Source organism: Mesorhizobium sp. RIZ17 (genome assembly GCF_051127865.1).
GTDB lineage: Bacteria > Pseudomonadota > Alphaproteobacteria > Rhizobiales > Rhizobiaceae > Mesorhizobium > Mesorhizobium humile.
This window is the reverse complement of sequence record NZ_CP147861.1, coordinates 6156694-6179221: the sequence shown is the minus strand read 5'-3', so window position 1 is coordinate 6179221 and position 22528 is coordinate 6156694. Positions and strand designations below refer to the sequence as shown.

24 protein-coding genes are annotated in these 22528 nt (G+C 61.7%); 22 read left to right on the top strand and 2 right to left on the bottom strand.

Annotation, left to right across the window (positions count from 1 at the left end; genetic code table 11):
- Positions 1-82: 82 nt before the first annotated feature.
- The gene (locus tag WDX12_RS30125; protein ID WP_434723058.1) at positions 83-1645 is read left to right on the top strand and encodes a hypothetical protein; all 1563 of its coding nucleotides are present in this window, start codon (positions 83-85) and stop codon (positions 1643-1645) included.
- On the opposite strand, the gene WDX12_RS30120 is transcribed toward WDX12_RS30125, so the two are convergent.
- A complete protein-coding gene (locus WDX12_RS30120; RefSeq protein WP_434723057.1) occupies positions 1642-2379 on the bottom strand; it encodes an FkbM family methyltransferase in 738 nt (245 codons plus the stop codon). The two genes, WDX12_RS30125 and WDX12_RS30120, sit on opposite strands and share 4 nt — an antisense overlap.
- A gap of 259 nt (positions 2380-2638) precedes the next feature.
- Between WDX12_RS30120 and WDX12_RS30115 the strand changes: the two genes are divergently transcribed.
- The 21 genes from WDX12_RS30115 (at position 2639) to WDX12_RS30015 (ending at position 22322) form a co-directional block, all read left to right on the top strand.
- Entirely contained in the window at positions 2639-3340 is a 702-nt protein-coding gene (locus WDX12_RS30115) for a glycoside hydrolase family 108 protein (protein ID WP_434723056.1), read from the top strand.
- The gene (locus WDX12_RS30110) at positions 3337-3561 is read left to right on the top strand and encodes a hypothetical protein (protein ID WP_434723055.1); all 225 of its coding nucleotides are present in this window, start codon (positions 3337-3339) and stop codon (positions 3559-3561) included. Before WDX12_RS30115 ends, WDX12_RS30110 begins: the two co-directional genes overlap by 4 nt.
- A gap of 108 nt (positions 3562-3669) precedes the next feature.
- Complete coding sequence (locus WDX12_RS30105) at positions 3670-3909, top strand: ABC transporter permease (protein ID WP_434723054.1); 240 nt, start codon at positions 3670-3672, stop codon at positions 3907-3909.
- Positions 3910-4084: 175 nt separating this feature from the next.
- Complete coding sequence (locus WDX12_RS30100; protein ID WP_434723053.1) at positions 4085-4414, top strand: hypothetical protein; 330 nt, start codon at positions 4085-4087, stop codon at positions 4412-4414.
- A gap of 705 nt (positions 4415-5119) precedes the next feature.
- Entirely contained in the window at positions 5120-7387 is a 2268-nt protein-coding gene (locus WDX12_RS30095; protein WP_434723052.1) for a hypothetical protein, read from the top strand.
- Positions 7371-7652, top strand: a complete 282-nt coding sequence (locus tag WDX12_RS30090) for a hypothetical protein (protein WP_434723051.1) — start codon at positions 7371-7373, stop codon at positions 7650-7652. Before WDX12_RS30095 ends, WDX12_RS30090 begins: the two co-directional genes overlap by 17 nt.
- Complete coding sequence (locus WDX12_RS30085; protein ID WP_434723050.1) at positions 7652-8356, top strand: hypothetical protein; 705 nt, start codon at positions 7652-7654, stop codon at positions 8354-8356. The genes WDX12_RS30090 and WDX12_RS30085 overlap by 1 nt, the downstream gene beginning before the upstream one ends.
- On the top strand, positions 8353-9537 hold the full coding sequence (locus WDX12_RS30080) for a hypothetical protein (RefSeq protein ID WP_434723049.1): 1185 nt from the start codon (positions 8353-8355) through the stop codon (positions 9535-9537). The genes WDX12_RS30085 and WDX12_RS30080 overlap by 4 nt, the downstream gene beginning before the upstream one ends.
- Positions 9537-9899, top strand: coding sequence for a hypothetical protein (locus tag WDX12_RS30075; RefSeq protein WP_434723048.1), 363 nt, complete (start codon positions 9537-9539; stop codon positions 9897-9899). Before WDX12_RS30080 ends, WDX12_RS30075 begins: the two co-directional genes overlap by 1 nt.
- A 69-nt stretch (positions 9900-9968) precedes the next feature.
- A complete protein-coding gene (locus tag WDX12_RS30070; RefSeq protein ID WP_434723047.1) occupies positions 9969-10259 on the top strand; it encodes a hypothetical protein in 291 nt (96 codons plus the stop codon).
- Positions 10256-11395 carry a hypothetical protein gene (locus WDX12_RS30065; RefSeq protein ID WP_434723046.1) on the top strand — a complete coding sequence of 380 codons (1140 nt, stop codon included), beginning with the start codon at positions 10256-10258 and terminating at the stop codon, positions 11393-11395. The genes WDX12_RS30070 and WDX12_RS30065 overlap by 4 nt, the downstream gene beginning before the upstream one ends.
- 5 nt (positions 11396-11400) lie before the next feature.
- On the top strand, positions 11401-12384 hold the full coding sequence (locus WDX12_RS30060; protein ID WP_292276985.1) for a phage major capsid protein: 984 nt from the start codon (positions 11401-11403) through the stop codon (positions 12382-12384).
- A 12-nt stretch (positions 12385-12396) separates the two neighbouring features.
- A complete protein-coding gene (locus WDX12_RS30055; protein ID WP_434723045.1) occupies positions 12397-12888 on the top strand; it encodes a hypothetical protein in 492 nt (163 codons plus the stop codon).
- Positions 12889-12951: 63 nt separating this feature from the next.
- Positions 12952-13161, top strand: a complete 210-nt coding sequence (locus WDX12_RS30050) for a hypothetical protein (protein WP_434723044.1) — start codon at positions 12952-12954, stop codon at positions 13159-13161.
- A gap of 41 nt (positions 13162-13202) precedes the next feature.
- Positions 13203-13862, top strand: coding sequence for a hypothetical protein (locus WDX12_RS30045; protein WP_434723043.1), 660 nt, complete (start codon positions 13203-13205; stop codon positions 13860-13862).
- Entirely contained in the window at positions 13862-14566 is a 705-nt protein-coding gene (locus WDX12_RS30040) for a hypothetical protein (RefSeq protein ID WP_434723042.1), read from the top strand. Before WDX12_RS30045 ends, WDX12_RS30040 begins: the two co-directional genes overlap by 1 nt.
- A gap of 95 nt (positions 14567-14661) precedes the next feature.
- Positions 14662-16413: a hypothetical protein gene (locus WDX12_RS30035; RefSeq protein WP_434723041.1), complete on the top strand. Its 1752-nt coding sequence runs from the start codon at positions 14662-14664 to the stop codon at positions 16411-16413.
- Complete coding sequence (locus WDX12_RS30030) at positions 16410-16871, top strand: GNAT family N-acetyltransferase (RefSeq protein ID WP_434723040.1); 462 nt, start codon at positions 16410-16412, stop codon at positions 16869-16871. The genes WDX12_RS30035 and WDX12_RS30030 overlap by 4 nt, the downstream gene beginning before the upstream one ends.
- Before the next feature lie 2 nt (positions 16872-16873).
- Positions 16874-17866 (top strand): tail fiber domain-containing protein, encoded by a 993-nt coding sequence (locus WDX12_RS30025; RefSeq protein WP_434723039.1) that lies wholly within the window; start codon positions 16874-16876, stop codon positions 17864-17866.
- Positions 17863-20205, top strand: coding sequence for a phage tail tip lysozyme (locus WDX12_RS30020; RefSeq protein WP_434723038.1), 2343 nt, complete (start codon positions 17863-17865; stop codon positions 20203-20205). The genes WDX12_RS30025 and WDX12_RS30020 overlap by 4 nt, the downstream gene beginning before the upstream one ends.
- Complete coding sequence (locus WDX12_RS30015; RefSeq protein ID WP_434723037.1) at positions 20205-22322, top strand: hypothetical protein; 2118 nt, start codon at positions 20205-20207, stop codon at positions 22320-22322. Before WDX12_RS30020 ends, WDX12_RS30015 begins: the two co-directional genes overlap by 1 nt.
- Here WDX12_RS30015 and WDX12_RS30010 read toward each other — a convergent pair.
- The gene (locus WDX12_RS30010; RefSeq protein WP_434723036.1) at positions 22257-22508 is read right to left on the bottom strand and encodes a hypothetical protein; all 252 of its coding nucleotides are present in this window, start codon (positions 22506-22508) and stop codon (positions 22257-22259) included. The genes WDX12_RS30015 and WDX12_RS30010 overlap by 66 nt on opposite strands.
- Positions 22509-22528: the final 20 nt, after the last annotated feature.

The following is a 22528-nucleotide window of genomic DNA, read 5'->3' as shown; positions in this document are numbered from 1 at the left end:
CTAAGCTATCAGTCTTTCAAGCGGCTTAGAGTTTCGCGAGCGCACCGCGATCATCGCCCCAATCGATAAGATTGGAGCAGCTATGCCGCGCGCTGGTGGTGTCTATTCGGCCCCTCCTGGAACCAAGGGCAGCCCGAACACGACGATTGAATCGGCGAAGTATAATGCGCTGGTCGACGATCTGGTGGCGGACGCGAACGCAGCTCGGCCTGTCACGGCTGGCGGATCGGGATCGAACACGGCAGTGGGTGCGGCTGACGCGTTCAGCCCAGCCGGCACCGACATGGCGAGCGCGGCGACTGTCAACCTGGCAAACTCCACAGGTACGCTCGTCAACATCACCGGAACTGTGACGATCACTGCGCTCGGAACCGTAGCAGCGGGCGCCGAGCGAGTCCTGGTCTTTGGCGGAGCGCTGACGCTGACCCACAACGCCACCAGCCTCATTCTGCCGGGCGCGGCAAACATCGGCACTGCGGCTGGCGATATCGCTGTGATGCGCTCGCTCGGTGGCGGCAACTGGCGCTGCATTGGCTACCAGCGGGCTAGCGGACAGCCGCTGCTGTACAACATCATTTCGCCCGCCGCGCTCGCCGCGGGGAACACCAATGATTATAGCCCGGCCGGTCTTGCAACGGCTCTAGTCCTGCGACTGACTGGCAATGGAGCTGGTTCGGCATTGACCGGGATTGCCGCCAGCAGCTCCAGTACGTTCCTCTATGTCAGCAACATCGGCGCCGCGAACGTCACGTTACTCGGCAACAATACAGGATCGCTTGCGCCGAACAGGTTCCTGATCAACACGCCAATCATCCTTCAGCCAGGGCAGTCGATCAATCTCTGGTACGACAGCGCCTCGACTGGCTGGCGTGTTGAGGAAATTATCGCGGCTTCACCGACGGCCGCAGCGCGGAAAAACCTGAAGATTGCCACGACGTCGATCGCGGCGGTCACGATCACCGCCGACCAGCTGGTGTTGGAAGATACACTCGGCAACACCTATCGGGCGTCGAGCGTCAACGTTTCCTATGCCACCGGCTCGGCGGGTGTGAACGGCCTCGATAGCGGCACAGTGACCGCTTCAAATTGGTATCACGAGTGGGTCATTTTCAACCCGACGACGACTACGCTGGCGAGCCTTATTTCCCTCTCCTCGACCGCCCCGACGATGCCGGCCGGCTACACCTTCAAAGCTCGCGTCGGAGCTTCCTACTATGATGCCAGCGCTAAACTGCGGTTCAAGGTGCAGTATGATCGGCGAGCGCAGATCGTCGTCGGGACCAACCCATCCACCGCATTGATTGCTGCATCAGGGACCAGCGGCTCGCCCACCGTGCCGACTTGGACAGCAGTCGCAGTAGGTGGCTTTGTGCCTCCTACTGCCGCGACCGTCAGACTGGCCCTGTCAGGGTTTTCGGCGAACCCGAACGCCTACATTATCGCAGCGCCAAATAACAGCTATGGCGCTGCCACATCCTCGACGAACCCGCCGCCGCTCCAGGCACCCGTCAAAAACAGCGGTGAGGCCATCGGCATTTACTCCACTACCCAAGGCGAATTCATGCTGGAAAGCACGAATATTTATTACGCAAGCGCCAGCACCGGATCCGCTTTGGCTGTCGTTGGGTGGGAGGACAATCTTTAGGCGAAGAGAATGTCCACAGTTCTTTCGGGAGTGGCAAGTTCGGAGACCGGGCGAAATTGCATCCGATCCGACACAACGGCGGCTCTGGTGTAGTGCTTGGCCAAGTAGCTGAAGAATTCGCGAGCTTTGGTCTGCCCATAGACGAGCGCATTGAATTCCACGCAGAGCGGAATCGCGCACTCTATGATGGGCGACATTCCAGCCACGGCTTCAGGCTCAAACCCCTCTACATCGACCCACAACATCCCGAACTGATCAGGATCAAGCCGCCGCTCACGCAAAACGGATTCTATGGTGACGACCTTAACGGGAGCCGACCTAACGCCGTTTGGCGTGTCCGCGACTTTATGGCCACCGCTGTTGGTTTCGCTCGCGTTCAGATACAGCGTTCCCATCGCGTCTCCGGCAGCAGCTCGCACGATATCAACACGATCCTCGAACCCATTTAGGATCACGTTCATCTGCAAAGTTCTGAGATTCGCGGCGTCCGGCTCAATGGCCATCACGCGTGAAAAAGCGCCGGAAGCCAAAGCGTAAATGGTCTGTGTCCCGATGTTGGCGCCAACATCCAGAAATATCTTTCGATCGGCTAGCCGCCCGGCACCCCTTAACGCCGCCAATATGCTTTCGAACTGCGGCCGGTGCCAGCTCCCGGACTCCAGAATGGTTTTCCCAATCGGATCATCATTCGGATCAAAAACTATCCGGTGGTCACCGAAGTCTTGCACAAGCATCGGGTATTGCTTCGATACCTCCCGCCGAACAGCCCGCATCGCCGATGCCGGGCGGACCAATACTGCGTCCCGCATGGAACGTATGGACCGCTCAATGCGCTTAAGTGGATTAAAAAGAGGCATATTCTGAACAGTTCTCTTACCGGCCGGTGATCCTCTAGCCTACACTGATCGAGTAGTACAGCCGCTTCGAAACCAAGCCGCTTAGAGTTTCGCTGGCCAAGCCCGCACGCTGTCCACATCGCCAAAGGGACAGCCTATGGATAGGAATTTCGCGCGCTCGCTTACTCTGGTCCTGAAATCCGAGGGCGGCTGGTCGGATAACTCTGCCGATCCTGGCGGCGCAACAATGAAGGGCGTGACGCTCGCCAACTTCCGCCGCTACGTGAAGGCGGACGCGACCAAAGCCGATCTGCGCAAGATCACGGACGACCAAGTCGCAACCGTATATCGCCGTTTCTATTGGGACGCGGTGGCCGGCGCGCTGCTCCCTGATGGCGTCGACTACGCCGTGTTCGACTTTGCTGTGAACTCGGGACCTGGCAGGGCGGCCAAGTACCTGCAGGCGTGCGCTGGCGTCGCTCAGGACGGTCGAATTGGACCGGCAACCATAGCCGCGGTAAAGGCCAAGCCGTCTGGCGCCATCATCGACAACCTCTGCGATGCACGGCTTTCGTTCCTCGAAAGGCTCCCTACGTGGAAGGACTTCGGCAGAGGATGGTCAAGCCGGGTTGCGACTGTGCGCAAGACCTCTCTTTCGATGACGATACAGCCGGCCATTCCAGCCCCAACAATGTCCGTTCCGGCTCCTACGCAGCCAGTCGCACCTCCCGCCGCCGCTGTTACCCCCAAAGGTAACGGCTTCGTCGCCGGCATCTTCGCCTTCCTCGCGCTCGCTGCCATGGCTGTCGCCGGCTGGTGGCATCATGTCGTTTGCTTCATCGAAGGACTGTTCCAATGAAGTGGTTCAACACGAACGCACTGCACAACTACCTCAATGCAGCAATAGCTATCGTAGCTGGTGGCGCGCTCGCCGGCTTCGACTGGACGCTGTTCGGCGTCAGCAATGCCGCGGCTCTCAAGATCACCGGTAGCCTGGCGCTGGCCAAGATCATCATCAACGCCGTGCGCGACGGTCCGGCCGGCATGGTCGCGCCGCCCCCGCCCGCCGAGGAGAAGTGACATGGAAAACCTCAAAGCCGCTCTGACTGCCCTCATCGAGTCGTGGAAGTCGTATCTCATCGTCGGTGGCGTCTGCTTCGTCTCGGGCGTCATCGTGGGTGTTTGGCTGTGAGCGCGCTTCTCGGCTGGCTGCTCACCAACCCGACCGTGCTGGCGATCGGCGCCGGCATCATTGCCGCAGTGGGCGCATGGGTCAACGGTCGCGTCACTGGCGCCAAAGCCGAACGGAACAAGCAGGCGGCCGAAGAAGTGAAGGCGCGCGACATCTCTGACCAGGTTCAAAACGATGTCGGCGCTCTGCCGGCCGACGCAGCGCGAAAGGAGTTGAAGTCATGGTCAAAGGGCTGATCCTGGCCGCGCTCATCGCGCTCGCCGGCTGCACGACCACCAAGGGCAGTTTCTGCGCCATAGCGAAGCCTCAGAGGCCTTCAGCAGCCGCAATAGACGCCATGACAGATGCTCAAGTGAAAGACCTTCTCGCGCACAACCGAAAGGGCGCAAAACTCTGCGGGTGGAGGCCCTGATGCACGATCTTCTCGACTTCCTAGGCATCAAGGCGCCAGTCCTCATTGCCGGCCTATCCGGCGGCATCCTGCGAGCGCTGTCCCGCCATCGCTACAAGGTGCGAGAGATGTTCGCTTCGCCAGTCTGCGGTGCGCTGGCGGCTGCCTATCTCACGCTGCCCGTGGTGTCCTATTTCAAGGCTACCGGGTTGCCGATCCCAGACCCGGCTGAGGATGCCACGACGCTCGCCGCCGCGTTTCTCATCGGTGTTTCAGCTATGTGGATCTCGGATATCCTGTTTGAGATGATCGTGCGGAAATTCAAGACCGGCGGGCCTCATCACGATTAACTGGCGCAAGCATAAATTTCTCGGGTCGGTCAGGCTACTACTACCTGAATTGAGCTAGTGCGCATTGAGGGTGATCTACGATCAAGATGCAGTACATTAACCGACCGTCCGACTGGTTTAGCTGCCATATACCGACCCCATTTAGGTCATTCTTTGTGGAATCGGGAAATGTCTTTATGCCGTCTGATCCAACGAGAGGTGTGTAAGCGGTCTGATGCCCACAATTTACTAACAGTTCGGCCTGTCTATCTAAGTATGAGGCCATGCATCTATATAGTATCTTCGTCGAATTGTTCATGTACCACGCGTATGCCTCAAGCCCGCCGCCGCTTACATGAACGGAAGTTGGCACAACTTGGAATGTATCTGCTTTTGCGCCCCATGAAGAAAATAATAATAGAAGAGGAAATAACCACCGCATCCGCATTGTTCCACCTCTTCCACCGAGCAAGAGCCAATGTCTGCTTCAACATACGCCGCTACTGGTGCATTTGGTAGATGGCATATGAATTGATGACTGGAGCGACATCTCTAAGATTGCAAGCGGCTTAGAATTTCGCATTGCGATCCTCCATCCTGCTCGCCATGGCAAAGGCGGCGGACAAGCGCACCCCGGATCAGCAGAAACAGGGCGTCGACCTTCGTAAGGAGGGCGCGAAGTGGCTTTCGCGCGTCGAGGCGGCCGGCAAGCTCGAAAAGAACTGGATGGACGACGCCGAGCGGGCAACGAAGGCCTATACCGGCGAACTCAAGTCAGATGACACCAGCAGCGCCGCCACACTTGGCAATACCTACGACTTCAACATTCTCTTCGCAAACGTCGAGACCATCGTTCCGGCGATCATCAACAGCCCGCCAGCGCCCGACATTCGGCGCCGGTTTGCCGATGAAGATCCAGCCGCGAAGGATGTGGCCGAGCTGATCGAACGGGCCATTCGCAAGCAGGTCGACGATGCCAAGCTGCAGGTCGAACTGGAAAGCGAGGCGCAGGACGGTTTCCTGGCCGGCCGTGGCGTGATCCGGCTTCGGTTCAAGAGCGACATCATCAAGGACGAGACGACGAATGCGGAACTCGCCCGAGCAAGCGACGCCGCTGACGGTGGAGCGGATAATGACACTTCAACGGCTGGCAACGATGCTGAAGGCGGGGGCGACTATTCAGCGCCATCTGACGCGACTAGCGCGGGCAGCGAACGCCTCGCCAACGAGTGCATCGAGTTCGAAGCGGTAAGCTGGCGCGACTATCGGCACGGTCCAGCCAAGCGTTGGAAAGATCGGCCGTGGGATGCCTTCCGTTTTGTCGTGCAGCGTGAAGACGAAAGCGCGGTGTTCGACGCCGGCCTGATCAGCATCCAGACGGATGACACCGAGAAAAAAGCTCGAGGAGAAAGCGACAGCGATCTGACTGGTTGGGAGGTCTGGGACAAGGCCAGCCGCAAGGTCATCTTCATCGACGACAATGGCGTGGTGCTGAAGAAGGTCGACGATCCGCTTGGGCTTACCGAGTTCTTCTGCATTCCCGCGCCAATGCAGCCGATCGAACTCACCGGCCGGCTGATGCCGGTCAATCCCTTCTCGATTTACAGCAAGCTCGCAGACGAACTGGACCTGACCACCAAGCGCATCGGCGTCATCACGCGCAAGATGCGAGTGAAGGGCTGGTATCCAGGCGACGCTGGCGACATCGCCAACATGGTCGCGGCCGACGACGACGAGTTCGTTCCGATCAACAATGCCGACATCTGGGCGGCAAATGGCGGGCTGGCTGGCGCGGTGGCGTTCTGGCCGGCAGAGAAATACGCCGCTGTCCTTCTGCAGCTCTACACAGCCCGCGACCAGACCAAGCAGGCCATTTACGAAATCACCGGCATTTCCGACATCGTGCGCGGTGCGACGAAGGCTCAGGAAACGCTTGGTGCCCAGCAGATCAAGAGCCAATGGGGCTCGCTGCGCATCCAGAAGATGCAGCGCATGATGGAGCGGACCGCGCGCGACATCTTCGTGATGATGGCGGAGATTATCCCGACCAAGTTTTCGCACGAAACGCTGCAGCAGATGACCGGCGTGCAGATCATCCCAACGCAGCAGGATCTGACGCCCGTACAGCCGCCGCCACCGCCACCGCAGGGCGCGCAACAGCCGCCCGAGGCTCAGCAGCAGTACCAGGCGGCCCTGCAGGCGGCTCAGCAGGCCGAACAGGAGCGGCAGGCGAAGCTGGCCAAGCTGCAGAGCATCCAGCAGCTTCTGACGCAGCGCATGGCCATGATGTACCGCGTCGATGTCGAGAGCGATTCGACGGTCAAGGCGGACCTGACCAGGCAGAAGGCCGAAACGGCCGAGTTCATGCAGGCGGCCGGCGCTTATTGGGGCGCTGTCGGACCGCTGATCCAAGGCGGCGAACTGTCGAAAGAGGTGGCGGTCGAAATCTTCGCCGCGAACTCGCGTCTCTTCAACCTCGGCAAGTCGGTCGAAGACGTTCTTGAGAAGATGGTGACCGATGCCAAGGCGAAAGCCAATGAGCCTCCGCAACCAAGCCCCGAACAACAAAAAGCTCAGGCGGACGCGAAGGCGCGAGAAGCGGACCAGGCGCAAAAAGTCGCTGATGCAAAGATCAAGTCGGACGCGGCCGCGCAGGACATGCAGCACAAGCAGCAACTCCACGACCTGACCATGAAGGAAAAGACGCTTGATCTGCGGTCGAAGCAGCAGACAGCGGCGGTCGAGCAAAACCAGATGCTGCTGGCAAACGGCATCGTGCCGCCACCGATCCCGCTCGACCCGATCGACGGCGAGGCCATCCTGAAGGCGCTGGCCGCTCAAAACCAGCAATTCGGCGAGTTCATGGTGATGGTCACCAAGGCGCTCACCGCGCCGAAGAGAATCGTCAAGGACACCCAGGGTCGACCGGTCGGGGTCGAAACCGTGCCGCCGCAGCAAGCGATAGGAGCTCAGCCAAATGGCCACAACCAGTGAAATCGACGTTGGCATGAATGCCATCGCCCAGCGTCTCTATGACCAGCGCCAGGTGATGCTGAAAGTGAAGCAGAACGCCGGCACCGCCTCGACCGCCTTGGCCGCGATCCCGACCGATTTCGCCTCGGTCATCTCGGCAGTGCAGGCCTTTGGCACGACGGACCCGTACGAGGCAGCGGTGAAGGCGAAACTCGCCAAGCTCACGACGGAATTCAACGCGCTGAAGACCGTCGCTGATGCCGTAGCTGGCGCCAATCTCGGCTGATGTTCGGCGATAGCGGACAGTTCCATCCGCAACAGCCAATCCAGTTCATGGAGGGGCTGCTTTACCCTATCATCGGGTCACAGGGGCCGACCTTCTCCATTGGCGCCCTGCAAAGCGACACGGTTTCCCGCACGACCTACACGTTCACGGTCGACGTCGGCGCGGCCGATGATTCTCGCGCGATGCACTTCCTGTGCACCGGCAACTCATCCACATCGATGCTGTTCAGTTCCGGGACTATCGCGGGCGTCTCGCTGGGCAATTCCATCGATCTGCAGGTTAGCGCTTCCTATGCCTGCATCCTTTCGGCCCGGGTTCCGGCGAGCGCCGGTTCGGGCAACCAGACCCTTAGTATTACCCTGACGGCTGCAGCTACCTATCTCACCATCTTCCCGTACCGGTCGATGATGCTGAACAGCCTGACGCCAGTAGCCACGATGACATCGAGCGCCAACCCGGGAACAGGCACGATCGACGTCAGCGAGCGCGGCCTTCTGCTCTCTGCTGCCCGTTGCGGCAACTCGGCTCCAACCTACACCTGGACCGGCGTCAATGAGGATTTTGATGCCACCATCGGCGCGACCGGCAGAAGCGCGTCAGGCGGCAGTTATCAGGCCGGCGTCGCTGAAGTTGGCCGCACCGTCACGGCTACCCGCAGTGTCGCCGGCAACAACTACACCATGGTCGCAGCGAGCTTCAGATGAGAATTCCAAGCGGCAAGATCGATCAAGTCATCTACTTCGTCGCTGTCGACAGTGCGGACCTGAAGACGCGCAAAACAGGCCTGACCTCGTTCACGGTCTACCGCAGCCGCAACGGGGGCACTGCGACGGTCTACACGACCCCGACCATCACCGAGCTGTCGGCCGCGAACATGCCGGGCGTCTATTCGCTGCTGATCGACGAAGACACGACCGTGGCGTCAACGTCAGACGCCGAAGAGTATTGCGTGCAAATCACTCAGGCGAGCATGGCGCCGGTTACGCGTGTCATCGAACTTTTCCGGCGCGACACGACCAGCGGCACCACGGCTCTTGTCGACGCCAATGGGCGGGTCGACGTGGCAAAGATAGCTGGCACCGCACAGACGGCGCGCGACATCGGCGCGTCTGTGCTGCTTTCGTCCGGCACCGGTACAGGCCAGGTTAGCCTCACGGCGGGCGTGGTGGCAGCAAATGCCACGCAGATCGCAGGCGCGGCGGTGAACACGGCCAGCGCGCAAATCGGCGTCAACGTCGTCAATGCCGCTGGCACCGCCTGGAACTCGGGCGCCATCACGTCTGGCACATTTGCCACAGGCGCGATCACCGCGGCCAAGTTCGCGGCGAACGCCCTCGATGCCGTCTGGTCGACCGCGACGCGCCTGCTTACGGCTGGCACGAACATCGTGCTTGCCAAGGGAACCGGCATCACCGGCTTCAACGATCTGGATGCTGCCAGCGTGCGCGGTGCCGTCGGCCTCGCCTCGGCGAACCTCGATACGCAGCTCGCGACCTTCGCCACAGCGGCGAGCCTGACCACTGTCAACAACAACGTGCTCGCGATAAACAGCAAACTCGGCACGCCGGCGGGCGCCTCAGTGTCGGTGGACATCGCTTCGATCGCAGCCAAGACCAACAATCTGCCGGCCGCGCCTGCTGCCGTTGGCGACATCCCGACGGCAAACCAGAACGCGGACGCCTTACTTGATCGAGCGTCCGGGATAGAGCCCGGCTTGACGCCTCGGCAGGGCTGGCGCCTTTGGTCTGCGGCTTTGCTCGGGAAGGCGAACGGCCTCGGAAGCGGTACAGCCATTTTCCGCGATACGAATGACACGAAGGACCGTATCAACGCCTCGGTCGACCAGGACGGCAACCGACTGGCGGTCATTCTGGATGCTAGCTGATGTTTGCTGATCGGTGGTTCGGCAAGCGCTACTACGGCAACCGCTATTTCGGCCCGAAAGGCGCGGATCTCGACGCGCTTTTCAAACCAGGCGGGGGCTACTACCGGAAGCCGACAAAATACGTTCGCGACGGTAAAGTCGTCGATCTGAACGAACCGCCGCCCATGCCACCGGTCGAAGTGATCGATTGGCCAGAGCTGGCGCCGGACGTCATGGCCGCGCTGCTCGCCGGCTACCAGGCGCCGCCGATCGTCCTACCCGACAGCTCGGCGCTAGAAGCTCGTCTCGGGCGCATGATCATCGACAGAGAAATGCAGGCTATGCGGGACGACGACGACATGGTGTTGCTACTGCTCGCCTGAAAGCAAGCCGCTTAGAGTTTCGCAGGCATCCCTTGCACTCTGCATCTGCCCGAAAAGCAGGACAGGAAATTGGCAAGGTACGTTTTCCGCGATGGCATATTCGTCGACCGGCGAACCGGCGTTCCGATGGACAAGCCGTTCGCCGGGCAGATCGTCATGCCAAACGTCATTTCCGACATCCCAGATTATTCCTCGCCGATCGACGGCCGAATGATCACTTCGCGTTCCGAGCGGCGCGATGATCTGAAGCGCAACAACTGCGTCGAATACGAGCCGAGCCTGTCACCGACCAAGGGCAAATTTCGCAATCCCGACTTCTGCAAGAAGCGGGGCCTTCAGGTGTCAGAGGAATTTCGATGAGCGCTGCTGTAGCAGAAAGCCTTGCCAACAACGCACTCCCGGCCGGCCTCGTCGCCGAGGGGGCCGCCAACAACAATGCGGTCGCGCCGGTCAATGATGACGCCGCGCTTGAAGCGATCTGGAACAAGCACGAACGCGACAGCGGGGCGGAACGTGACAACGGGAAATTCGCCAGCCCTGATCCGGCTAGGAAATCTGCTGTCGAAGTCGCCGGGGCGGCTGCTGGCGGCGATGGCGGAGAGGGACAGGCCGGCGATAGTCTGACGCCTGGCGCCGAGCAGGTTCCTCTCCCGGCCAACTGGCAGGGCATCAAGGGCGGCGTCGCCGAGAACGTCAAGCAGGCATGGGAGAAGGCTCCCGCCGAGCTGCGCAAGTTCGTCGCCGATCGTGAGCAGGAGCTTCAGGGCAGGCTGTCCGATCACGGCCGCGCCGTATCCGCCTACAAGCCGATTCAGGATGTCATCGAGCGCAATGGCAAATACTTCGACCCGAACACCGGGAAGAAGATGGCCGACGGCAAGGTCGTCACGCCTGCGCAGGCGATCGAGTACCTTTTCAACGTCCAGCAGAACATGGATCAGGCCCCGGTCGAAACGGTGATGAGCATCATCGACCGGTACGGCATCCGCGATAAGGTCGCGGCAGTCTTCGGCCAGACCCCTCAGCAGGGCGAAAGCGAATTGCGGCAGGAAATCGCCGGGTTGAAGCAGATGCTCGCATCTGTCCACAACTCCGCGAACATCGACGACCGCATAAGCCAGCGCCTTCAGGAGCGCGACAGCATCACCGCTGCCAATGAAGAGCTAGGCCGCTTGTCAGCCGACAAGCCGCTTTACTCTGAAATCCCTGAAAAGCGCATGGTCAACTTCATCAATGATGCATGGGACCGGCTCGGAAGCACCGCCTCGAAAGAGGCCGTCTTCAACCTGGCCTATGACATGGCAGTAAACGCCGATCCCGATCTGCGGGCCAAGGCAGCCGCCGCGAAAGTGGCCGCTCCCAAGGACACCGGAAAGGTCGACGCGGCCAAGCGCGCCAACTCCGTCAACATCCCCTCAACAGCGTCGGGCAAGGCTCGGGTTCTCTCCGAAGATGAGGAACTGGCCGCTGTCTACGACCGGAACCACAAAGGATAAGAGCGATGGCTGGTCCGTCGACTACTTTCACGGAAATGGTGTCCACCACCCTTCGCAACAGCGCGACGGAAGTGGCGGACAACGTTTCGAAGAACAACGCTTTCCTCAACCGGCTGAAGAAGAAGAACAAGATCCGCAACCTTGACGGCGGCACCGAAATTCAGGTGCAGCTCGAATACGCGGAAAACTCGACCTATCAGCGTTATGCCGGCCTCGACACGCTGAACACCAATGGGTCGGACGTGGTGACCTCCGCGAAATACGATTGGGCGCAGGTCGCGCTGCATGTCGTGTCGAGCGGCAAGGAGCTTCGCCAGAATTCCGGCAAGTTCGCGATGATCAACCTGGTGAAGACCAAAAAGAACAACGCGCTCAAGACGGCGGCCAACAACTTCTCTGTCGACCTCTATTCCGACGGCTCGCTGTCGAACCAGATTGGTGGCTTGGCCAACATCCTGCAGACCAACGGTCAGGGCATTGTCGGCGGTATCGATTCCGCCACGTGGACCTTCTGGCGCAACAAGTTCCGCGAAGCCACCGGCACCAATCTCGCCGCGACGCCGAATGCGGCCAACGCTGCGACCTTCAAGGCCGACATGAACGCGATGTGGCTCACCCTGAACCGCGGCGCCGACAAGCCGGACCTGATCACGTTCAGCCATGACTTCTACTCGTTGTACGAGACCGGCGAGCAGCAGCTTCAGCGGTACATGGACGCCGATATGGCTCAGTCCGGTTTCATCGGCCTGAAGTACAAGACCGCCGACGTGATTTTCGACGACAACACGAATTTCACGACCACGGCCGAGAAGGGCTACTTCCTCAACTCCGACTACCTCTACGTCGACCAGCACAAAGAGGCGCAGTGGACGCAGGACGACGAGAAGAAGCCCGTCAACCAGGATGCGGTTGTTATCCCCTTCTACTGGATGGGCAATCTCGTCTGCTCGAACCGCTCGCTTCAGGGCGTGATCTTCGACGCGGCATAAGGAGCAAGAACCATGACCTCTTTTGTTGGTATCGACGTCACCAAGACGTACACCGCCGCGCAGCTCACCGGAACGGAATCGGGCAAGGCTCCGAAGATCAACGATCTGTACGAGTCTTATGACGGCAAGACGTACCGCTTCGTGAAGTACAACCAGGGTGCGGGCGCCATCGCGGCCGTCGCCGGCAATGCCGTCGGCTTCTACGCGCCCGGTGGCACTTCGACCGGCGTGACGAACGAAGTGACTTCGGACGTGTCCGACACGGCGGCGAATGGTGCCGGCGTGCTGGCGGGCGCGCCTGGCAATGGTGAGTATGGCTGGATACAGGTCAAAGGTCCGGCGACGTTGACGACCGCTCTGGTGTCCGGCGCGTCCGGCCAGGCGCTCGCCCTTTCGGTCACCACCGACGGCACTCTGAAAGTCGCCGCCGCCGTCACCGAAACCGTCTGCGCATATTCGATCCTTTCGGCATCGAAAATCATCATGTGCGCCTTCCCGTACTGACCGCACCTCGGGCGGGCTGCAATGGCCCGCCCATTCTTTCCTCTCAACTAAGGAGTGCCAGAAATGGCTGACAAGGCAGAGAAGACAGACAAGAGCGATGACGTGGTTGCGGTCGATCCGCAGACCGGCATCTTCCCGAAATTCCGCCAGCTTTGGAACGGCGGCGAACACCGCAACGCGGTCGACTTCGCCAAGGCTGAGAACGTGTCGGAAGCCGAGTGGACTGCACTGCTCGCCGAGTTTCCCGGCATCGTCGATGTGATCAACCAGTAGGGCGCCGCTGGCGCCCACAACGTTTTCAGGAGCCGAAGAAGATGAGCGAAGCGCAGCCCCTTATCCGCGTGATCGGGTTCAAGACGAGCTACGAGAAACTGCCGGTCAAGGGCGATCCGGTGGCCGAGAAATGCGACGTGAAGGGCTACAGGCTCGACGCCAGCAATCGGCGCATCCTTGAGCTTCAGCCCGAGGATTGGGTGACGTATTCGCCTTCGCACTCGCCGCTGAACACCCGCACCACCGAGCGCGTGCGCCATCTGCTGCCTGACCCGTCGCTGATGGGTGAGGACCAGGACGGTGAGAAGCTCCGTTTCATGACGGCGCGCTGGTCTCAGATCGAGCCGGCATACGAGGCTTTCAAGGCGGGCCGCGAAATCCCGTTGAACGGCACCGCGCTTGCAGCCTGGTCGGGCGTCACACCCGAACAGGCCGACGTCATGCGCACCGCCGGCATTCGCACGGTCGAGGAAGTGCGCGACCTGCCCGACGGTCAGCTTGACCGCGTGCGCCTTCCGAACATGCGGGATCTGCGCAAGCAGGCTGGCCTGTTCCTCGCGAATTCCGACGCCGCCAAGGCCGCAGAGCGCGAGGCCGCGAAGGATCGGCAGATTGAAGAGCTGATCGAGCGCCAGGCTGCGATGGAAGCAATGATCGAGGATCTGACCAAGCCGAAAGGCAAGGCCAAGGACGCTGCCTGATGTCCATCCTCGATGTGGTCAGGGGTGCCGCGACAGTGCTCGGCATGGATATGCCGACACTCGTCTTTGGCGCGACCAATCGAGAAATGGTCGAGATGCAGGAACTGGTCAACGTCATGGCCTTGGAAGTTGCCAAGGCCCACGACTGGCAGAAGCTGCTGATTATCGCGACCTTTACCGGCGACGGCGTGGCGGATGCCTTCGACATGCCGAGCGACTATCGCCGGATGCAGAAAACCTCGTCGCTCTGGTCGTCGCGCTGGCGGTGGGCAACTGACCATCTGACCAGCCCGGACCAGTGGCTTGAACTGCAGGTGACGCCCGTAGCAGCGGTGAACGGCTACTGGATCATTTTCGGCAACCAGTTCCGTATCTGGCCGTCGATGGCGAGCGGCGAGACGGTCAAGTTCTTCTACCTGTCGAACGAGATTGTCGCGGCCAGCGATCAGTCCAAGAAGACGAGCTTCACCGAAGACGCCGACACGTTCCGGCTCTCGGAGGATTTGCTGAAGAAGGCGATCATCTATCGCTGGAAGCAGAACAAGGGACAGGCCTATGAGCAGGATTTCGATGACTACCAGGAACTGCTCCTGCGCTGCATGGATGACGACGCCGGCTCCAAGCCGATCATCTCGGGCCAGCCGCCTGTAAGCTGGCGCGGCCGCCGCGTGACGTGGCCTGGCTCGGTAACAGGTGCGGCGTGAGGTACGAACGGTTTCCCGGTCGCCGCAAGGCCGTACCGGCTCCCGTGCGCCCGATTGCGCAGCCCTACACGTTCGGCGCGCCGGTCGCCGGCTGGGTGACCAATCAGAGCCTGGTCAAGTCCAAGCCGTTCTCAGCGCAGACCCTTGAAAACTGGTTCCCTACTTCGACCGGCATTGTTATGCGCGGCGGCTCGGTTAAGCGTGCCACGCTCGGCACCGATCCGGTTGAAAGCTTCATCACCTATAACGCTGGCGGCGCCCGGAAGATTTGGGCTTGCGATGAAACGACGATCCGCGACGTGACCGCGCCCGCCAGCCCCGACACTCCGCCAGCGGCGTCCGTGACCGGCCAGACATCGGGCTATTACTCCTACGTGAATTTCACCACCTCGGGCGGCTCGTTCGTCGTCGCGGTAAACGGGACCGATTTTCTGCAACTCTACAGCACGGCTTTCGATTGGACAGCGGTCAACGGCTTGGCCACCTTTCGACTGAACTTCGACGCGCAGACGGTCAATTTCACCAGCGGCGGCACCGTGACGGGCGGCACCAGCGGCGCGGTCGGGACTATCGTCAAGAACGTCGACAACGGCACGACCGGCTCTCTGATGGTCCAGTCGATCACCGGCACGTTCGTCGACAACGAGACCATCACAGGCGGCGCTGGCGGTTCGGCAACGGCGAACATCCCTGGCGGCGTGGTGCAGGTATCTGCCGCCATTACCGGCGTCGCGACCTCGGCGCTGTCTCACGTGTGGCTCTACCGAAACCGCCTGTTTTTCATCCAGGGCGGTACGATGAAGGCGAGCTATCTGCCGGTCGATTCCGTGACCGGCGCGCTCGGCACCATCAACCTGTCCGGTGTGTTCCAGCGCGGCGGCTCGTTGCTCTTCGGGGGAACATGGTCGCTCGATGCCGGCGATGGCATCGACGACAAATGCGTGTTCGTCACGACCGAGGGCGAGGCCGCGATTTATGAAGGCAGCAACCCGGCCGGCTCGACCGCAGCCGAGTGGAACCTGGTCGGCCGCTACGATCTGACCGCACCGATGGGCAAGCGCGCCACGATGCGCGCGGGTGGCGACCTGATCGTCGCGACCAAGGAAGGCATGGTGCCAATCTCGGCCGCCATCAACAAGGACGCGGCCGCGCTGTCGCTGGCGGCCATCTCGCGGAATATTGAGCCGGACTGGAAGCGCGAAGCCGCCCGGCGCATCGCCTTGCCGTGGGAAATCATCAAGTGGCCCGACATGAATTACGCCATCGTCTCGCTGCCGATCGCGGCCGACGGGCAAGAGGCATGGTCGTTGGTCGTCAACCTCGAAACCGGCGCATGGTGCAAGTTCGTCGGATGGGCAACCCGCTGCATTGAGCTTCACGATAGCCGTCTGTTCTTCGGCACCAACGACGGCGAGGTGTTCGAGGGCGAAATCAACGGCAAGGACGAAGACCAGCCGATCTATTACACCTATGTCGGCAACCCCGATCACATGAAGACGCTCGGCCGGCTGAAGACGGTTCACCAGGCGCGCCCGACGTTTCTCAACTCGACGCCATTCAATCCGAAGATTTCGTTCTCGGCCAATTACACGGTGCAGCTTCCGACGGCGCCCGATGCTGCCGACGGCGGGTCGGCGGACCTATGGGATGCTGGCCTGTGGGACGTTGCGAAATGGGACCAGGCGGCGCCCGAGGCGACCGTGAGCGGCGGCCAGTGGATATCGATCGGCAAGACCGGCTACGTGATGCAGCCGCAGGTGCAGGTGACCGGCTTCCTGGCCATCCGACCCGATGTCGAGTTCGTGCAGCTCGACGCGACCTTTGAGAACGGCGGGGTGGTCGTATGAGCTACGACATCGCCATCGAGAACTTCAATGAGGCTTGGCCAGAACTCGAGCCGCTTTGCCGCACCCATTACGGCGAGATGCAGACGCGCATGGCGGCGGAGGGCATGACGATCGGCGAGTTCAAGCCGCGCCTGGACGTCTACGGCTCGGCCGGGCATCTGCTCTGCTTCGTGGTCAGGACCGAGGGCGAGGCCGTGGGCTACGCCTTCATCTGGCTCACGCAGGACATGCACAACAGCGAGCCCATCGCCATGGAGGATACCATCTACATGCGGCCGGATCATCGGAACGGCATCGGTCGCCGTTTCACCAAGCACATCCTGGCCGAACTCAAGTCGCGCGGCTGCGTCAGGGCGCACGTGACCATCGCCACCGATCTACGCGTTGCCAAGATGTGCGAGCGCGTGGGCTTCAAACGGTCGGCAATCGCAATGACGTATTTTCTTCAGGAGGCCTGACCATGTGCGCACCCTCTCCGCCCGCCCCGCCAGATCCTAAAGAGACTTCTGCCGCGCAGACCGGGACGAACGTCTCGACGGCAATCGCCAACGCGAACTTGGGCAACGTCAACCAGGTCACGCCTGACGGCTCGTTGACCTATAATCAGACTGGCACCTATAAGCAGTACGACCCGTACACCGGCAAAACGTACGACATCCCGACCTATACGGCGACCCAGACGCTTTCGCAGACGGGACAGGCGATCAAGGATCAGACCGACCAGGCTCAGTTGAATATGGGCAAGCTGGCAAACAGCCAGTCGGCATTCCTGAACGACTTCCTGTCGAAGCCTGTCGACCTGTCGAACGACGCGACCGAGGCCCGGTTGATGGATCTCGGTATGAAGCGCCTTCAGCCGGCGCTGGACGCTCGGCGCGCGTCGAATGAGGCGGACCTGATCAACCGCGGCATCCGCCCCGGATCGGACGCCTATGCGCAGGCGCAGAACTTGGAAGGTCAGAACGAAAACGACGCCTATAACCAGCTTCTACTGCAGGGTCGCGGCCAGGCGGTGCAGGAAGCGCTGGCCCAGAACTCGGCTCCAATCAACAATCTGACCGCGCTGCTGTCCGGTTCGCAGGTCAGCCAGCCGAATTTCGTCAATGCCAACATGCCGACCATCCCGACGACGGACAATGCCGGCCTGATCAACACCAACTACAACCAGAAGCTCCAGAATTGGCAGTCTCAAGCGAATAGCACGAGCGATCTGTTCGGCGGTCTCTTCGGCCTCGGCGCGAACCTGATCAAGTATTCGGATCGGCGCCTGAAGCGAAACATCCGAAGGCTTGGCACCTTCGCCAACGGCCTCACGAAGTACGCCTTCGAATATGTCTGGGGCGGCGGCGAGCAGATCGGCGTCATGGCGGATGAAGTTCGGGCGTTCCGGCCTCACGCTGTCTTCAGCATCGGCGGCGTCGATGCCGTCGACTATGGGGAGGCATTGGCATGACGGCTCCCATGTTCATCTTCGGTGGCGATACCGGCGTGCAGACGCCCGAGCAGTTGGCGCGCTTGCGGGCCATCGCCGACGCGCTGGCGCAACCGACAGCCGCGCCGCGCACGGTCGGTCAGGGTCTGAACGCCATCGGCGAGGCTCTCGGCTATCGCATGGCCAACAGCAAGGCTACTACTGCCGAGCAGGACTGGCGCAAGGGGGGCAACAGCGTGTTCTCAGCGCTGTTCGGCCCCGGTGGTTCTGCCTCGGCCGCCAGCCCGGGCGCAGCGGCCGCCGGTGGCGCACCAGGCAATTTGCCGAGTGTCGACGTGAGCGGGAGCGTTGCTGGCGCGGCCGATCCGAAGGCGCTGTTCGCAGGCCTGAAGGCGCGCGGCCTCAACGATGCGCAGGCCTATGCCACGCTTGGCAATTGGAAGCAGGAAAGCGAGTTCCGCCCTGGCGCGGTCAATCCCGGCGAAGGCGCGGTTGGCTTCACGCAATGGCGGGAGGGCCGCAAGGCGTCGCTGGACAATTTCGCGAAGGCAACCGGGCGCTCGGCGACTGACCCGGAAACGCAGATGGATTTCTTCGTTCGTGAGGCCGGCATTGTCCCCGACGATACCGGCACCGTGAGGGTGGACCCGGGCGGCGGAGCATTTGCCAAGGCCACTGACATCGCCGGGGCTAACAGCGCCCTGAAAGGTTTCATCCGCTACGGCTCACCCTACGACAAAGGCGGGGAAGGCACGCGACTTGCGAACGCCTTGGCTTATCAGAAGCTCTTTGGCGGTAGTGATGCGCCCGTGCAGGTGGCGAGCACCGATCCATCTGCAGGCGTTGCCCAAGCGCTTAATCGGCCGGCTGTCGCTACTGCGGCTCCAGCAGCCACCGCAGTCGAAGCGCTTGCCCAGCGCGTGCCTGTTTCGCCGAGGGCGGCCGAGCAGCCTCAGACTGCCGGTCCTGCCGGGTTGCCTGCTAACGCGGCGATGGGAACCATTGCCAAGGCCGCCGACGGCGAGACGTACCAGTATGCAGAGACGACGGGCATGGCCGGCGCCAAGGGACCCAGCGGCTGGATCAAGGTCAATCCGACCGCCGTCCAGACCGCTCAGGCTCAGCCGTCCGCAGTCTCGGGGGGGCCGACGCTGCAGCAGCTCCTGCAGGCTTCACAGGATCCTCGCCTGTCAGCCCAACAGCAGGCGGTGGTTGGCATGATGTTGAAGCAGAAACTTGCCGAAGCGAACCCGGCCAATCAGCTTGAGCTTGAGAAGAACCGCGCCGACCTGGAAAAGACGCAGATTGAGACCGACCGGCTGCGCAACCCCACGATAGCGCCTGCCGACCAGGCGCGCATTGATCTGGACCGGCAGAAATTCGACGCCGAGCAAAGCAAGCCGATCGAGGTTGGTGGCGTGCTGGTCGACCCAAAGACGCATCAGGCCGTCTATACCGGCCAGCAAACCGATTGGGAAAAGCTGGACGACCGCACGCTGTACAACAAGCGGACAGGCGAAACGAAGCCTATCGGCGGCGGTGGCGCGAATGCGGGTCAATTCCGGTTCAGCGGCAATTCTGTCGAAGCTCAGGCGCTTAACGGCCTGATGGACGGCGGCAGCTTGACAGCCGAGCAGGCTCAGCAGCTTGCGGCCGGCAAGACGATCAGCGGCCCGAATGGCGAATTGCTGTTCCTGACCCCGCAAGGCGTGTTTGGGCAGGCCTCTGCTGGCGGGCCACCGGTTCCGGTGACGCCTAAGGCAGCGCCGGAACCGGCTCCCGCGCCGCAAGCGCCACCTGTGCAGGTCGTGCCGGCTCCCGCCGCGCCGCCGAGCCCGGCACCGGTCAGCCCGCGCGCGGCAAACCCCGGACCGACCGAGAATGCCGGCATCCTGCCGCTGACCGCTGCTAAGCAGAAGCCGCCGAACGAGCAGCAGCAGCGTGACAACAAACTGTACTCGGTGGTCGCGCCCGAACTGTCGATCGTCGAGAAGAATTTCGACGCCTTGTCAAACACGTCGGATCAGGCGTTGTCGGCGATCCCGCACGGTTCGGACTATGGCGCCGATTACCTGAAGTCGCCCGAATACCAGCGTGCATCGAACTCGCTACGCACCATCATCGCGTCCTACCTCTACAGCGTGTCCGGCGCGACAGCGGCGCCGGCCGAAGTCGAGAACCAAGCATCAATCCTCACGCCTAAGCCAGGTGAGGCAAAGGCGTCGTTGAACGACAAGCTGGCGCGCATACGCGCAATGGTGGATGCGATCAGGACTGGCGGTTCGGGTGCGCCGCCGGCCGCGCCTGGCACTGGCGGTGGCACGACCAGCAACGGCTTGAAGTGGAGCATTGAACCCTGATGGCCACGCTGAACATCAATGGTCGCAAGGTAGAGGTCGACGACGCCTTTCTGTCGATGACGCCAGACCAGCAGAATGCAGCGGTAGACGAGATAGCCAAGTCTCTGCCGGCGCCCAACGCCGACGTTGCCGCGGCGGATTCGCGTGCAAAAGCGGGCATCGCAACCGCGCAGAAGATCATGGATGCTGGCGGGCCGAAGCCGGGGAGCGGTCACGATGCACCCGATATCGCATCGCCGCGAGCCATGGGTGCGGCTGGAACGTTCCTGAACTCGATCGGCGAAGGCATTCCGATCGCCGGCCCGCTGGTCGACAAAGGGTTGACCGCGACCGCCGCTGGCATCGGTGCGATGCTGACTGGCGAGCCAGCTTCCAAAGTCAACCAGGAGATGACCGACATCCAGCAGGAAAGCCGCGCTGAGCATCCGGTGGCGCGGACTGCCGGCAACGTGACCGGCGCGGTGGTGGGCACTCTGCCAGTGATGGCGGCCGCGCCCGAGGCCTTCGGCATTGGCGTCGCCTCGGCGCCCTTGCGCTACGCTGCCAGCATCGGCTCGGGGGCGGCGATCAGCGGTGGAGACGCAGCGGTTCGGTCTGGCGGGGATGCTAAAGAAACCTTGAAGGGCGGGCTCATCGGCGGCGGGCTCGGCCTCGCTGCTCCGCTCATTGCTCCACTGGTGGGCAAGGGCGTAAAGGCGATAGCCGACAACGTGCAGCTCGGTTCAATTGCCAAGGCGCTTGGTCTCGACAAGAAGGCTGTCGGCGTCCTGGCTGATGCAGTTCGGCAAGACGCCATCGATCCGGCTGCGCTGCCTCAGCTCGGCAACGACGGCATGTTGATGGATCTCGGCCCGAACCTTCGGCATATGGCCGGAGCTATCGCCGCGACACCTGGCGAGGGGAAGGCCATCGTTCGCAATGCCATCGGGGCGCGAGACGCTGACGCCAATTGGCGTATCCGGTCAACGCTCGACCAGACGCTTGGCGAGGCGCCCACGCCGTCACGCGTCATTGAAGGGGCGGACCGCAACCAGCGGCGGTTGCTGCCTCAGTACCGCGAAGCGTTGCGCGATGCCTCCGATGTCGATGCTGCGCCGATCGCGCGCTATCTGGAACGTGATGCTCAATCGCTTCGTGGCGACGCGCAGAAGGGCATTCAGCGCATTCGGTCGATGCTGGATTATGTTCCCACCAGCGAAGAGATTGCCCGCGCCCGCGCGACCGGCCAGCCCGCTCCTGGCGGGCTTATTCATGACGCCGGCACGCTGTTGAATACGCGTCAGGCCGTCGATGACTTGATAGAGAAGGGAGAAGGCACGAACTACCTCAATGCGCTTCAGACGGCGCGTCAGGCGATCGATGACGAACTCGCGGCCAAGGTGCCGAATATCAAGGAGGTCGACGCCAAATACGCCGAGCTGGCGAGGCAGAAGGATGCCGTCCAGCGCGGTCAGACGGTGCTTTCCAGCGGACGAGAGGCGCCAAGACCGGACGAACTCATCCAAGAGGTAGAGCAGGGCGCTTTGCCCCAAGGCCTACAGGTCGGGCCATCGGCTGTACCGCTCCGCCTCCGCGAGGGCGCGCGGGCCGAAATCGAGCGCATCGTTGGCACCAACGCAAATGATCGCGTCGCGCTTCAGCGCCTGATCAAGGGGGAAGGCGACTGGAACCGTTCTCGCCTGTCGACGCTCTTCGGCCAGGACAAGGCCAAGGCCATCATCGATCTGCTCGACCGTGAAAAGCTATTTGCCGATACGTCGAACATCGTCACGCGCAATTCCGAGACGGCGGCACGTCTCGGTGCCAGAGAAGCGGTCGACCCAGGCACCGCTGGCCGGTTTGGCGTCCGCGAAGGTTTTATCGCTGGTGGTGCTCGCGGCGCTGCGAGGGCCGCTGGCACACGGGCCGTGGAGCGGATAATCGACGCGCTCAGCAACGGCGGCAACGAAAAAGCGGTATCGGATATGGCGCTGACCCTGACGGGCGGAGCTCAGCAAAGTGCCGTGCTCGACGCTTTGATGAGGGCTGGCCGAGGGTCTAGGCTGCAGCAATCACAGATCGATCGTGTGGCGCGCGCTCTGTTGCTCGGCGGCCCTACCGCCGCCAACCGGCCGTGAGCGCCGATCCTTTCGGTCTTCATAAATCCAGACCAGCAGAATCAGCGCCATACCGACGAACACGCCAACCATGAAATCGATTGACGTTTTGCTGAGGAACCAATCGAGCCCCTGGTGCAAAATGGCCAGGACGGCGATGGTGATCACCGCGGCGATGAGTTGAAGAACCGTGTTGTTGCGCGACATAGGCGCGGAACATAATGCGG

Coding starts and splice junctions, on each gene's coding strand:
- WDX12_RS30120 (WP_434723057.1), bottom strand. CDS start 2,379: ATGCTTGTGCAAGACTTCGGTGACCACCGGATAGTTTTTGATCCGAAT.
- WDX12_RS30055 (WP_434723045.1), top strand. CDS start 12,397: ATGACCTCTTTTGTTGGTATCGACGTCACCAAGACGTACACCGCCGCG.
- WDX12_RS30030 (WP_434723040.1), top strand. CDS start 16,410: ATGAGCTACGACATCGCCATCGAGAACTTCAATGAGGCTTGGCCAGAA.
- WDX12_RS30090 (WP_434723051.1), top strand. CDS start 7,371: ATGGCCACAACCAGTGAAATCGACGTTGGCATGAATGCCATCGCCCAG.
- WDX12_RS30040 (WP_434723042.1), top strand. CDS start 13,862: ATGTCCATCCTCGATGTGGTCAGGGGTGCCGCGACAGTGCTCGGCATG.
- WDX12_RS30050 (WP_434723044.1), top strand. CDS start 12,952: ATGGCTGACAAGGCAGAGAAGACAGACAAGAGCGATGACGTGGTTGCG.
- WDX12_RS30110 (WP_434723055.1), top strand. CDS start 3,337: ATGAAGTGGTTCAACACGAACGCACTGCACAACTACCTCAATGCAGCA.
- WDX12_RS30010 (WP_434723036.1), bottom strand. CDS start 22,508: ATGTCGCGCAACAACACGGTTCTTCAACTCATCGCCGCGGTGATCACC.
- WDX12_RS30025 (WP_434723039.1), top strand. CDS start 16,874: ATGTGCGCACCCTCTCCGCCCGCCCCGCCAGATCCTAAAGAGACTTCT.
- WDX12_RS30095 (WP_434723052.1), top strand. CDS start 5,120: ATGGACGACGCCGAGCGGGCAACGAAGGCCTATACCGGCGAACTCAAG.
- WDX12_RS30045 (WP_434723043.1), top strand. CDS start 13,203: ATGAGCGAAGCGCAGCCCCTTATCCGCGTGATCGGGTTCAAGACGAGC.
- WDX12_RS30075 (WP_434723048.1), top strand. CDS start 9,537: ATGTTTGCTGATCGGTGGTTCGGCAAGCGCTACTACGGCAACCGCTAT.
- WDX12_RS30100 (WP_434723053.1), top strand. CDS start 4,085: ATGCACGATCTTCTCGACTTCCTAGGCATCAAGGCGCCAGTCCTCATT.
- WDX12_RS30065 (WP_434723046.1), top strand. CDS start 10,256: ATGAGCGCTGCTGTAGCAGAAAGCCTTGCCAACAACGCACTCCCGGCC.
- WDX12_RS30060 (WP_292276985.1), top strand. CDS start 11,401: ATGGCTGGTCCGTCGACTACTTTCACGGAAATGGTGTCCACCACCCTT.
- WDX12_RS30115 (WP_434723056.1), top strand. CDS start 2,639: ATGGATAGGAATTTCGCGCGCTCGCTTACTCTGGTCCTGAAATCCGAG.
- WDX12_RS30125 (WP_434723058.1), top strand. CDS start 83: ATGCCGCGCGCTGGTGGTGTCTATTCGGCCCCTCCTGGAACCAAGGGC.
- WDX12_RS30020 (WP_434723038.1), top strand. CDS start 17,863: ATGACGGCTCCCATGTTCATCTTCGGTGGCGATACCGGCGTGCAGACG.
- WDX12_RS30015 (WP_434723037.1), top strand. CDS start 20,205: ATGGCCACGCTGAACATCAATGGTCGCAAGGTAGAGGTCGACGACGCC.
- WDX12_RS30085 (WP_434723050.1), top strand. CDS start 7,652: ATGTTCGGCGATAGCGGACAGTTCCATCCGCAACAGCCAATCCAGTTC.
- WDX12_RS30080 (WP_434723049.1), top strand. CDS start 8,353: ATGAGAATTCCAAGCGGCAAGATCGATCAAGTCATCTACTTCGTCGCT.